Origin of the sequence: Desertivibrio insolitus (assembly GCF_017355965.1) — a bacterium.
Taxonomy (GTDB): domain Bacteria; phylum Actinomycetota; class Actinomycetes; order Actinomycetales; family Microbacteriaceae; genus JAFIQW01.
This window is the reverse complement of sequence record NZ_JAFIQW010000002.1, coordinates 464,137-477,156: the sequence shown is the minus strand read 5'-3', so window position 1 is coordinate 477,156 and position 13,020 is coordinate 464,137. Positions and strand designations below refer to the sequence as shown.

At 70.0% G+C, this 13,020-nt stretch carries 13 protein-coding genes; 3 read left to right on the top strand and 10 right to left on the bottom strand.

Features of this window, described 5'->3' with window-relative positions:
• The first annotated feature begins 89 nt into the window (after window positions 1–89).
• The 3 genes from JUB10_RS06155 to JUB10_RS06145 all read left to right on the top strand — a co-directional run bounded on the left by JUB10_RS06155 (window position 90) and on the right by JUB10_RS06145 (window position 3,507).
• Window positions 90–839 (top strand): FadR/GntR family transcriptional regulator, encoded by a 750-nt coding sequence (locus JUB10_RS06155; RefSeq protein ID WP_207454785.1) that lies wholly within the window; start codon window positions 90–92, stop codon window positions 837–839.
• A 92-nt stretch (window positions 840–931) separates the two neighbouring features.
• On the top strand, window positions 932–1,696 hold the full coding sequence (locus JUB10_RS06150) for an SDR family NAD(P)-dependent oxidoreductase (protein ID WP_207454784.1): 765 nt from the start codon (window positions 932–934) through the stop codon (window positions 1,694–1,696).
• A gap of 5 nt (window positions 1,697–1,701) precedes the next feature.
• On the top strand, window positions 1,702–3,507 hold the full coding sequence (locus JUB10_RS06145) for a hypothetical protein (RefSeq protein WP_207454783.1): 1,806 nt from the start codon (window positions 1,702–1,704) through the stop codon (window positions 3,505–3,507).
• A 128-nt stretch (window positions 3,508–3,635) separates the two neighbouring features.
• Here the strand turns inward: JUB10_RS06145 and JUB10_RS06140 are convergent, their stop codons facing one another.
• The 10 genes from JUB10_RS06140 to ilvN all read right to left on the bottom strand — a co-directional run bounded on the left by JUB10_RS06140 (window position 3,636) and on the right by ilvN (window position 13,018).
• Window positions 3,636–4,616, bottom strand: coding sequence for a D-ribose ABC transporter substrate-binding protein (locus JUB10_RS06140; RefSeq protein ID WP_207454782.1), 981 nt, complete (start codon window positions 4,614–4,616; stop codon window positions 3,636–3,638).
• A 69-nt stretch (window positions 4,617–4,685) separates the two neighbouring features.
• Window positions 4,686–5,810, bottom strand: coding sequence for an ABC transporter permease (locus JUB10_RS06135; RefSeq protein WP_207454781.1), 1,125 nt, complete (start codon window positions 5,808–5,810; stop codon window positions 4,686–4,688).
• The gene (locus tag JUB10_RS06130) at window positions 5,807–7,363 is read right to left on the bottom strand and encodes a sugar ABC transporter ATP-binding protein (RefSeq protein ID WP_307859113.1); all 1,557 of its coding nucleotides are present in this window, start codon (window positions 7,361–7,363) and stop codon (window positions 5,807–5,809) included. The genes JUB10_RS06135 and JUB10_RS06130 overlap by 4 nt, the downstream gene beginning before the upstream one ends.
• Window positions 7,360–8,010, bottom strand: a complete 651-nt coding sequence (locus JUB10_RS06125; protein ID WP_207454780.1) for a DUF2291 family protein — start codon at window positions 8,008–8,010, stop codon at window positions 7,360–7,362. Before JUB10_RS06125 ends, JUB10_RS06130 begins: the two co-directional genes overlap by 4 nt.
• A 401-nt stretch (window positions 8,011–8,411) precedes the next feature.
• A complete protein-coding gene (locus JUB10_RS06120) occupies window positions 8,412–8,819 on the bottom strand; it encodes a hypothetical protein (RefSeq protein WP_207454779.1) in 408 nt (135 codons plus the stop codon).
• A complete protein-coding gene (locus tag JUB10_RS06115) occupies window positions 8,816–9,247 on the bottom strand; it encodes a hypothetical protein (RefSeq protein ID WP_207454778.1) in 432 nt (143 codons plus the stop codon). Before JUB10_RS06115 ends, JUB10_RS06120 begins: the two co-directional genes overlap by 4 nt.
• Window positions 9,247–10,377 (bottom strand): mannitol-1-phosphate 5-dehydrogenase, encoded by a 1,131-nt coding sequence (locus JUB10_RS06110; RefSeq protein WP_207454777.1) that lies wholly within the window; start codon window positions 10,375–10,377, stop codon window positions 9,247–9,249. The genes JUB10_RS06115 and JUB10_RS06110 overlap by 1 nt, the downstream gene beginning before the upstream one ends.
• Window positions 10,374–11,276 (bottom strand): EamA family transporter, encoded by a 903-nt coding sequence (locus JUB10_RS06105; RefSeq protein WP_207454776.1) that lies wholly within the window; start codon window positions 11,274–11,276, stop codon window positions 10,374–10,376. Before JUB10_RS06105 ends, JUB10_RS06110 begins: the two co-directional genes overlap by 4 nt.
• A 161-nt stretch (window positions 11,277–11,437) precedes the next feature.
• Complete coding sequence (gene ilvC / locus JUB10_RS06100) at window positions 11,438–12,463, bottom strand: ketol-acid reductoisomerase (RefSeq protein ID WP_207454775.1); 1,026 nt, start codon at window positions 12,461–12,463, stop codon at window positions 11,438–11,440.
• Between the two features lie 48 nt (window positions 12,464–12,511).
• Entirely contained in the window at window positions 12,512–13,018 is a 507-nt protein-coding gene (gene ilvN / locus JUB10_RS06095; RefSeq protein ID WP_207454774.1) for an acetolactate synthase small subunit, read from the bottom strand.
• Window positions 13,019–13,020 lie beyond the last annotated feature (2 nt).

The following is a 13,020-nucleotide window of genomic DNA, read 5'->3' as shown; positions in this document are numbered from 1 at the left end:
CGGCGCGACCAGTATCGAACCGTGCACCCTCAGAGTCAAACCGGTTGACCAATAGGCGTGTCTCGCCTCCCGCTGTTAGCGTTACCGCTGTGCCCGCCTTCGCCGACGACGTCTCTCACATCGAAGATGTGATCGGCTCGGTGCCCGTCGGCTCCGCGGTGGCCCTCGTCACGAAACGCCTTCTCGACGTGTTCACGAGCGGCCAGATCGAGCCGGGCTCGCGGCTCCCGCCGGAGCGGAACCTCGCCGCGACGCTCGGCATCGGCCGGTCGGCTGTGCGCGAGGCGCTCGCGGCGCTCGAGATCCTCGGCATCGTCGAGGTGCGACCGGGATCCGGCACGTACCTGCGCGGGTCGGCGAGCGAACTGCTCCCCGAGACCCTCAGCTGGGGCCTCATGCTGAACGCCTCACGCACACGCGAGCTCATCGAACTGCGCGGCGACCTCGAGATCGTGGCCGCGCGCCGCGCTGCGGAGCGCGCCACCGACGCCGATCTCGCTGCCCTCGAGAAGCACGTGGAGACGATGCGCGCGAGCACGAGCAACCGGTCGCGCTTCGTCGAAGCCGACCTGAAGTTCCATCTCCAGATCGCCAGGGCGGCGAACAACAAGGTTCTGCTCGACCTGCTCCAGAGCCTGCGGGCGATGCTGCGGATCTGGGTCGACCGTGCCCTGCGGGAGCCGGAGGAGTACCGCGCCGCTCTCGAGGAACACGCGCACGTACTGGATGCCATCCGCTCGAGGGATCCCGAGGCGGCCGCTACCGCCATGTCGGCGCACATGACGACGGCCGGCCAGCGCCTCGAACACAGCTTGAACCCTCCGGCCGCCCCCTCCTGACCCGCGCGGTGGTGTCGCTAAGTCGCGGTTCTACCGGTCAACCGGTTTGTGCTTGAATCGGAGCCTCACGGCTTTCGAAGGAGACTGACCCGATGACCCAGCCCCGCCTCCACGGCAAGACCACCCTTGTGACCGGCGCGGGAAGCGGCATCGGCCGCGCGGTCGCCGAGCGCTTCGTGCGGGAGGGTGCCCGCGTCGTCTTCACCGACCGCGACGAGAGCGCCGCCGAGGCCGCGGCGCGCGAAGCCGACGGAGTCGGCGAGGCCCTCGCCCTGCGGATGGACATCGCGGACGAGTCGAGCGTCGAGGGCGCCTTCGCGGCTCTCGCCGAGCGCAACTGGTTCCCCGACGTCGTGGTGGCGAACGCAGGAGTACAACTGTTCGGCCAGGACGCGCGCGTCGCCGACCTCGACCTCGAGGCCTGGCGCAAGACCGTCGACATCAACCTCACCGGCACGTTCCTCACCGTCAAGCACGGGGTGCGGGCGATGCTCGGCCGCGGTGGCTCGATCATCCTCACCGGCAGCCCGACGGGTCTGAACGGCGAGGGGCAGGACTTCACGGCGTACAGCACGACCAAGGCCGGGATCCACGGTCTGGGGCGCACCGTCGCGGCCGCCTACGCGCACGAGGGCATCCGGGTCAACACCGTCGTGCCCGGCTACACCGAGACGACCCTGGTGACCGCCATCTCCGAGGACCCGGAGTCACGGGCGGCGATCATCTCCCGCATCCCGCGGGGGCGGGCCGGGCGCCCTGACGACGTCGAGGGCATCATGGTCTACCTCGCCAGCGACGAATCCGATTTCGCCACCGGCGCGCTATTCCGCGTCGACGGCGGAATGACGACGCTCTGACGCGCATGATCACCTCACCTGCCGGCGTTCCCCGCGACCTGCTCCTGCCCGCCGAGCGACAGGAGACGACGTACCGCAGCGGCCCCTGGTCGCTGACGGTGCGTCGGGGAGAACTCGACGACATCGTCTTCGACGGGGCCGTGGGCCTCCGCAGCATCCGCTTCGTCGTACGCGACCGGGACTGGGGAACCGTGCCGAGCGGGCTCCGCAGCCTCGAGGTCACCGAGGACGGCCTGATGGTGAAGGGTGAGGCCGCCCGGTCCGACGTCGTGGTGCCCTGGGAGCTGCGGGTGCGCGCCGACGAGGAGCGCCTCACCGTCGATCTGGCCGCCACTTCGACCACCGCCTTCCTGCGGAACCGCATCGGCCTGATCGTGCTGCATCCCGCCGATCTGGCGGGACGGGAGCTCGTCGTCGGTCATTCCGACGGATCCACCGAGACCACGCAGTTCCCGACCACGGTGGCGCCGCACCAGCCCGCCCGCGACATCGCATCGCTCGGGTGGCAGCGGGACGGCGTCGATTTCAGGGTCCAGTTCGGCGGCGACGTCTTCGAGATGGAGGACCAGCGGAACTGGACGGATGCGTCCTTCAAGACGTACTCCACACCGCTCTCGCTGCCGTTCCCCGTCGAACTTCAGTCCGGCGAATCGGTGCAGCAGTCGATCGCGGTGCAGGCGTCACGGGTTGCCCCACGTGCCGCGGCCGGCGCGGATGACCCGCGGGTCCTTCGGGTATCCGGGGTGACTCCCGGACGGATGCCGGAGATCGCCCGATCCGCGACGAGCGCGCCGGACACCTCCGCCCTCTCGACGGAATTTCGCGGAACCGTTCTCGTCGAGCTCGATCTCAGACTCCCCGGGTGGCGGGCGATGCTCGAACGAGCCTGCGGAACCGGCGCGACCGCGATCGACCTGCGCCTCGTCGCGGACGACGTCGCGGGGCTCCGCACCGTGCTCGATGCCCTCCCGGCCGAGGAGTCGCTGCCGCTCGCCCGGGTCGCCGTCTTCGATTCCCGCACCCACGCCACCGACGCCGCGCTGCTTCCCCTGATCTCGGAGGAGTTGCGCAACCGGGGTCGGCGGGCCGAGGTCGTCGCCGGAACCCGCGCGCACTTCACGGAGCTGAACCGGCACCACGGCAAGCTGAGCGACTGGCCCGGGGCGCTCACCTTCAGCATCACCCCATTCATGCACGACATCAGCGGCCACCAGCTCATCGAGTCCCTTCCCGTGCAACGGGTGGTCGTCGAGTCGGCCGGGGTCATCGCCGACGGACGCCGGATGCACATCGGTCCGATCACCCTCGGTGCCCGATTCAACGCGGTCGCGACGAGCGCATTCGAGGCGACGGGCGACGAGACCATGCGGCACGGGTACGGCCCCGAATTCGTGGCGGGGGCCACCGACCCGAGGCAGCACGCGCCGTCGTTCGGCGCCTGGGTCGTGGGCAGCCTCGCCGCCCTCGCCGCCGGCGACGTCGCGTCCCTGACGTACTTCGAGACCAGCGGCCCCCGAGGCACCGTGACCGAGGGCGGCGGAAGGACCCCCGCGGACCTGATCCTGCAATGGGCGGCGGAGCTCAGCGGAGCGCCTCTGCTCGAGGTCTCGGCGCCCGGCCTGCACGCGGTCGGAGTCCGGCAGAACGCCGAGGACGTGATCCTGCTCGGCAATCTCGCCGCGGAGCCGGTCTCCGTCGACCTGCAAGGGCACGCGGAGGTCGTGTTCGCGGACGGGGCCGATGCCTCGGCCGGCCGTCGGATCGAGCTGGCGCCGGGCGCAGCCGCGCGGGTGTCACTCCCCCACGCCTGACCCTTCCCACACGGGTGAGGCCCTTCATCGTCCGCGGACGATGAAGGGCCTCACTGCTGAGCGCGGAGTCGGGAGGGTCCCCGGCCGCGGTTGCGGTGAGGAGGATCGCTCCCCCTCACCGCCTTCGCTCACTCGATCGCGAACAGGGTGTACGAGTCCGCGTTCTCGGCGTTGATGACGACGCAGTCGATCGACTGCTTCTCGTCCGCGCCGGTCTCGCCGGTGCGGATGAAGCTGTCCGCCTGCTGCACCGCGAGTTCGGCGATGAGCACCGCGGGCTGGAGACCGGTGGCGATCAGCTTGCCCTCCTTGATCGCCTCGACGGCGTCGGGGCTGCCGTCGAATCCGGCGATCACGATCTTGCCGGTCAACCCCGCGGCCTCGACGGCAGCCACGGCACCGAGAGCCATGGTGTCGTTGCCCGCGATGATCCCCTGGATGTCGGGGTCGCGCTGGAGCAGCGTCTCGATCTTGGTGAAGCCTTCGTCCTGGCTCCAGTTGGCGGTCTCCTTGGCGACCTGCACGAGGTCGGGGTACTGGGAGATCACGCTGGCGAACGCCTCGGAGCGCACGCCGGCGTTGGTGTCGGACTCCTTGCCGGTCAGCTCGATGTACTTCCCGCCGTCGGGCAGGGCGGCGACGAACTCCTCGGCGACCGCTGCAGCGCCCTGAGCGTTGTTGGCGACGATCTGGGCCTTCGCGATCCCGGTCTCGTTGATCTCACGGTCGATGAGGAAGACCGGCACACCGGCATCGGTCGCCTTCTGAACGGGCCCGATGGAGGCGTCCGCCCCGGCGTTGTCGAGGATGATCGCCTTCGCGCCATTGTTGATGGCGGCGTCGATGAGTTCGCTCTGCTTGTTCGGGTCGTCGTCGTGCGACGCGACCGAGGTCTCGTACCCGAGTTCCTCGGCCTCCGCCTGGGCGGCGTCCGCTTCGGCCTTGAAGAACGGGTTCTCCAGCGGCGGCGTGATGATGGCGATCAGACCGCCTGCTTCGCCCCCTCCTCCCCCGGAAGAGGATCCCCCGGACCCGGCATCCGCCGAGCAGCCGACCAGAGCGAATGCCGTCAGCGTGGCCGCAGCAGCAGCGATGATCCTGCGTCGCATGTGTTCCTACCTTTCGAGTGGTTGTGTTCTCTTGGTGCCCGCCGGCCGTGCAGCCGACGGGTACTCCGCTCAGGCGCCGGTGGGGGCCTGGCGCGAAGACTGTTTGTCCGCAGCCGCGAGTGCGGCGTTCTTCGAACGCGTGATGCGCTGCTGCGCCTGGTCGAGCATGACGGCGAGGATGATCACCGCGCCCTTGATCGTGATCTGCCAGAACGTCGACACCCCCAGGAGCACGAGACCGTCGCTGAGGAAGCCGATCACGAAGGCGCCGATCAGCACTCCGCGGACGTTGCCACGTCCCCCCGTCAGTGCGGCACCGCCGATCACGACTGCGGCGATCGCGTTGAGCTCGAAGGTCTCGCCGAGTTGGGGGGCCGCGCTCGTCAGCTCGGAGGAGATGATGAGGCCGGTCACCGCGGCGCAGAAACCACTGATCATGTAGACGCGGAGCTTGACCTTCCGCACCGGCACCCCGGAGAGTTCCGCGGCCCGCTCGTTGCCGCCCGTCGCGTAGACCCATCGTCCGAAGGGCGTCCTGCGCAGGATGAAGAACGCGGCGAGCGCGAAGACGACCATGATCCAGATCGCCGTCGGGATGCCGAGGATGCGTCCACCGCCGATCAGCAGGAAGCCCTGGTTCCCCAGCTCCTCGCTGCCCGCCAGCCTGGGATACGTCGTGCCGTTCGAGATGAGCAGCGCGGCTCCGCGTGCCACGTACAGCATCCCCAGGGTCGCGATGAACGGGGCGACGTTGAACCGGGTCACGAGCACGCCGTTGATGAAACCGACCAGTGTGCCGACCGCCAGCGAAGCCGCGACGACCACCCACACCGGCGGGTAGACGACGACATCGAACAGGGTGAGCTGCCAACCCTGCAGCAGGGTTCCGGCGACGACGCCCGAGAGCCCGACCGTCGACCCGACCGAGAGGTCGATGCCGCCCTTCAGGATGACGAAGAGCATCCCGAGCGCGAGGATGGCGTTGTACGCCACGTGCTTCGTCATCGTGATCAGGTTGTTGACCGTCAGGAACGAGTCCGACAGCAGCGCGAAGATGATGATCAGGACGATCAGCGCGATGAAGGCTCGCCCTTCGAGCAGCAGCGACCAGATGTCGACGTTCTTGCGCCCGTTCGGCCCGCCGGGGAGCGGGGTCTTGGCTGCTCGTGATTCTTCGATCCTGATCGCGTTCATGCTGTGGTGCTCCCGATGGTGTCGTCGTCGGTCGTCTCGCCCGAGGCGACCATGAGGTCTTCACGTGTGGTGGTGCGGGGATCGAACTCGCGCACGATGCGGCCCTTGGACATGACCACGACGCGGTTCGATACGCCCAGGGCCTCGCCGACCTCGGAGGTGGCGAAGAGCACGGCGAGGCCGCGGCGGGCCTCCCGCGCCATGAGGGCGAAGATCTCGGCCTTCGCTCCGACGTCGATGCCCCTGGACGGTTCGTCGAGGAGGATCACGTCGGGCTCGGTCATGAGCACCTTGCCGATGACGACCTTCTGTTGATTGCCGCCCGACAGCGACGTGATCGAGGCCCCCGGCCCGGCCGTTTTCACCCGGACATCCGCGATGCCCTTGGCGATCCCCTCGTTCTCGCCGCGGCGACGGATCCACGCCCCCTTCACGAAGCTCAGCAGGCTCGCCAGCGAGCTGTTCTCGCCTACCGACATCGTCTGCACGAGTCCGTCCCGTTGACGGTCCTCCGGCACCAGCGCGAGCCCCAGTTGGATCCGCTCGCCGATCGACTCCCCGCGCAGCTCGCGGCCGTTGACGACGACTGTGCCCTTCTGAATGGGTACGCGGCCGGCGAGCGCCTCGAGCAGCTCCGTCCGCCCGGCGCCCATCAACCCGTAGAGGCACACCACCTCGCCCTTGCGTACGTCGAGGCTCAGCTCCTCCACCGCCAGACGCGACGGGTTGGCCGGATCGGCCACGGTGACCGATCGCAGTGAGAGCGCCACCTCTCCGAACTCGTCGAGCAGGTCGGGGGCGAGGTCGTCGGCCGAGCGACCGACCATGTTGGAGATGACCCAGTTGATGTCGATCTCGCCGCGGTCTCCCTTCGCCACCAACTCGCCGTCGCGGAAGACGACCGCGTGATCGGCGATCTCCAGCGCCTCCTCGAGGTGATGGGAGATGTAGACGATCGCGACGCCGTTGGCCGTCAGTTCCCGGATCAGCGAGAAAAGCACCTCGACCTCGCTGCCCGAGAGCGCGCTGGTGGGCTCGTCCATGATCAGCACCCGGGCCTCGCCCGCGAGGGCGCGGGCGATCTCGACGACCTGCTGCTGGCCCAGACGCAGGTCGGCCACCAGGGTGCGTGGGTCCAGGTCCTCCTCGAGCCTCGCCATGAGCTCACGCGCCTTGGCGTTCTCCGCGCGCTCGTCGACCACGATCCCGCGGACGAGTTCACGCCCCATGTAGATGTTGTCTCGGACGCTGAGGTTGGGGCAGAGGCTCAACTCCTGGTGGATGATCGCGATGCCCCGGCGCGCGGCATCCACGGTGTCCTGCAGACGGATCTCCTCGCCGTCGAGCTCCAGCACCCCGTCCGTCGGGGTCTCCACCCCGGAGAGAATCTTCATCAGCGTCGACTTGCCCGCCCCGTTCTCACCGAAGAGAACCGTCACCGTGCCGCTGCGGATCTCGAAGTCGACGCCCTTGAGGGCGCGAGTGGGACCGTAGGTCTTCGTGATGCCCCGCGCGCGCATCACGACCCGGTTCGCGAGGGCGTGGGACGTCACTGCTGCACCTCGAAGACCACCGGAACGACCGACACGAGTTCGGGGTTCACCCTGGTGAAGGCGCCCACAACGCGGATCGTGGCGCCGGGCAGCGTGGCCGGGTCCACGTCGGCCAGGACGCTCTCGCGCACGGAGTTGTTCAGCTCGGTGGCGACCTCCTGGAATTCCAGCTGGTTCGTGAACTCGTTGAAGGAGATCGTGCCCGTGACGTCGCGGAGCGCCGTGCCGTTGATGGCCGGCCCGATCTGCACCTGAGTCGTGATCTCCGCGGGGACCCCCTCGACCGTCACGGGAAGGATGGAGCCCGCCGACTCGCCGGCGACCGCCGTGAACTCGACCGGGAAGCTGTAGGCGCTACCCGAGCCGGGCGTGTTGCCGAATTCCGCCTCGTCCGCGCCTTCGGCCAGCGACGTCAACAGGGTCGCGAGATCGACCGCGTCCGCTTCGATCTGGGGCGCGATCTCGGAGGCGAATCGTTCATCCGCGTACGTCGCCGCGTCGAACCGCTCACCGCTCGCCGCCGCTTCCGCCTCTTGGAGGCTGACGAACTTCGTGCTCGTCACGGCCGAGACGGCGAGGACGGCGAGGACCGCGCTCCAGATCATCCAGGGCCGGACGCGTGAGCGTGGGCGGGTTGGTCGAGCCATCGGTGCTGCTCCTTCGCAGATGGGTGGTGGGGGCGACTAACGACGTGACGACGTGCCGGCAGCGAGCGGCACGGGCCGCCCGTCGATCGACGCGGCAGAAGCACGCCGGCCACGACTCGGGCCTGCAGCCCGCTGCGAGAGACGAGGGCAGGGGGTGCCGGCGGCGGGGACACGGGGGTGAGGCATCGATTCTCCTTCGAATCACGACTCCCGGCGGCCCTAATCAAGCAACCGGTTGACCGATTCGAAGCGTAGTGGACGTGGTGCGCCTTGCGTCAAGCCCTGAGCGGCGACACGCCGTGCGACGCTCTGCGGCCCCGCCCAGCCTGAGCGGTGGCAGGTAGCGACGCCGCCGGCGGCCCCGCCCTTCCGCCCGCGGCGGCGCACCGCCGAGAGCGTCCCTAGAGTCCGCCGGCCCGCACGTAGGCGGTGAGCGACAGCGTGACGACGGCGACGACCGCGAGACCCGCGAGCAGCAGCAGCGCCCGCTGCCAGAGCGGACGGCGTCGGCCGAGCATCGCCGCGACCACGAACACGAGCACGGGGGCGAGCACGTTCATCGTGAGCGCGCTCCACGGGATAGCGGTCGAGATGCCGAGCGCCTCGAGCACGGCGGGGTCGGCGGTCTCGAGGTCGAGATCGAGGGTCGAGGAGAGGAACTCCCGCGCGGCGTCGATCTCGGCGGTGCGCTGCTGCACCGTCAGCACCATGTTCGCGATCGCCTCGTAGAGGTCCCAGGCGTAGAGCAGCCCGAAGCCGACGAGCACGGCCAGCACGGCGGGGGCGACGGAGAGGCGGCGGGCGCTCACGAGAGCCCTCCCAGCACGAACGGCCACGGCACGAGCAGCACCGCTCCGCCGATCAGCCAGGCGAAGCGGGCGACGCTGCGGCCACGGGTGAGCAGGTACGTCGTGCCGAACCAGAGCGCCGGCGCGAGCACGGCGAGCACGTCGCCGACCGTCGCCATCACCTGCGCGAGCGGATCGGCGAGCGTGAAGGGGTCCTGCACGACCGAGAGCACCCAGCCGACCGTGTACAGCAGGTACGCGCCGGCGAGGATGCCGAGGCCGACGAGTCCCGCGGAGCTCGCGCGCGCGACATCCGCCCGCCCATCCTCGTCGTCGGCCAGGGCTCCGGATGCCTCGCCGCGCGGGCGCACCGGCCGGGCGCCGTCGACATGGCTCGGGTCACCGGCGTCGCCCCAGCTGAGGGCGGCGTCATCGTCGGGGTCGGGCACTAGCGCTCCAGTCGGAGCCGGACGACCTCGACGAGGTGCGGGAACAGCGGGTGCTCGGGCTCGACGCCCGTGATCGTCTGCGCCAGGTCCTCGGGCGTACGTCCGCTGCGGAGCAGCTCCTGCAGCTCGACGCTCTCGGCGTCCTCCGGCACATCGAAGCGGAGGGCGGCGCCGATCGCGTTGAGGAGGTCCCAGGCGGGCAGGCCGCGCTCGGCGAGCTGCGCCGCGGGCGACACGAATCGCTCGTTGCGGCTGAGCTTGCGCAGCGGCCCGCGGCCCACGCGCTCTGTCGTGTCGGGCAGGTGCGGGTTCGAGATGCGGGCGAGCGTCTTCTCGATGTACTTCTGCTGCTCGTCCTCGCCGAAGCCGTGCTTGGCGACGAGGAGGGTCTTCGTCTCCTCGAGCACGGCGCGCACCTCGGCCTGCAGCTCGGGGGTCGCGAGCGCCTCGCGGATGCTCGTCCAGCCCCGGTCGTGCCCGTGGTACGCCGCCGCGGCATGCGCGGTGTTGACGGTGAACAGCTTGCGCTCGATGAACGGGGTCAGGTCGTCGACCCAGGTGACGCCATGGATGTCGGGCTCCGCGCCGCCGAACGGGGTGCGGTCGACGACCCACTCGTGGAACGACTCGATGGTCACGTCGAGCCCGCCGTGCTGCTCGGGCACGATCCGGTCGATCGCGCAGTTGGCGAAGATCGCGTTGTCACCCGAGGTCTGCTTGCGCACCTCGCCGGCGAGGATGTCGGTGCCGCCGATCGCGTTCTCGCACGCGATGACGGTGAGCTTCGGGGCATCCGGGGCTCGCAGCTCGAGCCCCTTGGCGATGACGGGCGCGACGAAGGGCAGGATGCGGGCGCCGACCGCCGTCGTGACGACCTCCGCGGCGGCGATCGCCTCGACCACCGCGGCCTCGTCGTGGCGGCTGTTGATCGCGCGGTAGCCGTCGACGACGTGCGTCTGCGCGCCCTCGCCGACCTCGTGCACCTCGTAGGAGGGCTGCGCCTGCAGCGCCCCGATCAACTCCTCGCTGACGTCAGCGAAGACGACCTCGTATCCGCTCGCGTGCAGGAACTGCGCGACGAACCCCCGCCCGATGTTGCCCGCACCGAAGTGCACCGCCGTCTTGGTCACCCTTCGATCCTATTGAGCCCGTCGCTCGGGTCGGGCTGGGAGTCCGGGCGGATGCTGCGAGCGCGCGTCACCTGCACGCCCACGGTCGCCGCGGTCACGAGCACGAGAGCCACGAGCTGCAGCGGCCCGAGGGCCTCCCCCAGCACGACGAGCCCGGCGAGGGCGGCGACGGCTGGGCCGAGCGCGGACAGCACGCCGAAGACGCGGGTCTCGAGGCGGCGGAGCGCGGTGAACTCGAAGGAGTACGGCAGCACGCTGGTCGCGAGCGCGACGCCCGCGAACACGAGGAGCAGCGTCGGGTCGGCCGCGACGGACGCCGCGGCATCCGCGGCCCCGAACGGCAGGGAGACCAGCATCGCGACGACCATGGCGACCGCGAGCCCGTCGAGCCCCCTGCCGCGACGGCCGACGCGCGAGCTCAGCACGATGTAGCCGGCCCAGCAGGCGGCGGCCGCGAGGGCGAAGACGACGCCGAGCGGGGCGATCGCTCCCGTGGTGTCGAGGCCGAGCAGCGCGACGCCCGCGAAGGCGAGGAGTGCCCAGCCCGCGTCGAGCCAGCGGCGCACCTGCACGAGGGCGACGGCGAGCGGGCCGACGAACTCGATCGTGACGGCGACGCCGATCGGGATCTGCTCGATCGCGAGGTAGATGAGCAGGTTCATCCCGCCGAGCGCGACGCCGAGCGCCGCCACCCCGGCCCAGGTGCGGCGGTCCCAGTCGCGCACGCGCGGGCGCACGACGAGCACGAGGATGACGGCGGCGAGCACGAGCCGGAGCGTCGCGGCGCCGGTGGGCGACGTGTCGCCGAAGAAGGAGCGGCCGGTCGCGTTGCCGAACTGGACGCTGAACACGGCGAGCACGACGAGGAGGGTCGCGGGGACGCGCTCGAGGAGGCGCACGGTGCTCCTTCCGGCGGTGCCGGCTCGTGGTGGGGCGCCGCGGGTGGCCCGAAGCGCGTCGGGGGAAGACGGAGGGGGCGGATGCCTCGTGGCATCCGCCCCCTCGCGGTTCAGCGGGTCTCGATACGCGGGCTGCGCCCGCTACTCGACCGCCGGATGGGTCAGCGCGCGGCGCTGCCCTCGGTGTAGTCGGCGTCCTGCTGCTTCCACGCGAAGAGGGCGCGGAGCTCCTTGCCGGTGGCCTCGATGGGGTGACCCTGGGCCTTCTCGCGGAGCGCGAGGAACTCGGGCGCGCCGGCGTCCTGGTCCTCGATGAAGCGCTTGGCGAAGGCACCGTTCTGGATGTCCGCGAGCACCGCCTGCATGTTCTCCTTGACGCGCGGGTCGATGACGCGCGGGCCGGAGACGTAGTCGCCGTACTCGGCCGTGTCGCTGATCGACCAGCGCTGCTTGGCGATGCCGCCCTCCCACATGAGGTCGACGATGAGCTTGAGCTCGTGCAGCACCTCGAAGTAGGCGATCTGGGGCTGGTAGCCGGCCTCGGTGAGCACCTCGAAGCCGTACTGGACGAGCTGCGACATGCCGCCGCAGAGCACGGCCTGCTCGCCGAAGAGGTCGGTCTCGGTCTCCTCGGTGAAGGTGGTCTTGATGCCGCCGGCACGGAGGCCGCCGATGCCCTTCGAGTACGACCACGCGAGGTCCCAGGCCTGGCCGGAGGCGTCCTTCTCGACGGCGGCGATGACGGGGACGCCACGGCCGGCCTCGTACTCGCGGCGCACGGTGTGGCCGGGGCCCTTGGGGGCGACGAGGATCACGTCGACGCCCTCGGGCGCCTCGATGTAGCCGTAGCGGATGTTGAAACCGTGGCCGAAGACCAGGGCCTTGCCCTCGCCGAGGTTGTCGCGGATGTCGTCGGCGTAGACGTGCCGCTGCACCTGGTCGGGGGCGAGGATGACGATGACGTCGGCCCAGGCCGAGGCCTCGCCCGGCGTCTGCACCGTGAAGCCGGCCTCCTCGGCCTTCAGGCGGGACTTCGAGCCCTCCTTCAGGCCGACCCGCACCTCGACGCCCGAGTCGCGCAGGTTGAGCGCGTGGGCGTGACCCTGCGAGCCGTAGCCGATGACGGCCACCTTCTTGCCCTGGATGATCGACAGGTCCGCGTCGTTGTCGTAGACGATCTCGGCCATTTAGGTTTCCCTTTCTGTTGGTCGTGCCCGGCCGTGCGGCCGGAAGTACTAGTTCTTGCCGACCCGTTCGCTGATGCTCTTGGGGCCGCGGCCGATCGCGAGCAGGCCCGACTGGGCGATCTCGCGGATGCCGTAGGGCTCGATGACCCGGAGGAAGGCCTGCACCTTGCCGGAGTCGCCGGTCACCTCGATGACGAGCGCGTCGGGCGCGACGTCGACGACGCGGGCGCGGAACAGGTTGACCGCCTCGATGATCTGCGACCGGGTGGCGTTGTCGACCCGCACCTTCACGAGCAGGTGCTCGCGCTGCACGGACTGCGAGGGCTCGAGCTCGACGATCTTGATCACGTTGATGAGCTTGTTGAGCTGCTTCGTGACCTGCTCGAGCGGGAGCTCCTCGACGTCGACGACGACCGTGATGCGCGAGAGCCCGGGCACCTCGGTCTTACCGACCGCGAGGGACTCGATGTTGAAGCCGCGGCGGGCGAAGAGCCCGGCGACACGGGTCAGCAGACCCGGCTTGTCTTCGACGAGCAGGGAGAGGACGTGGCTCACGG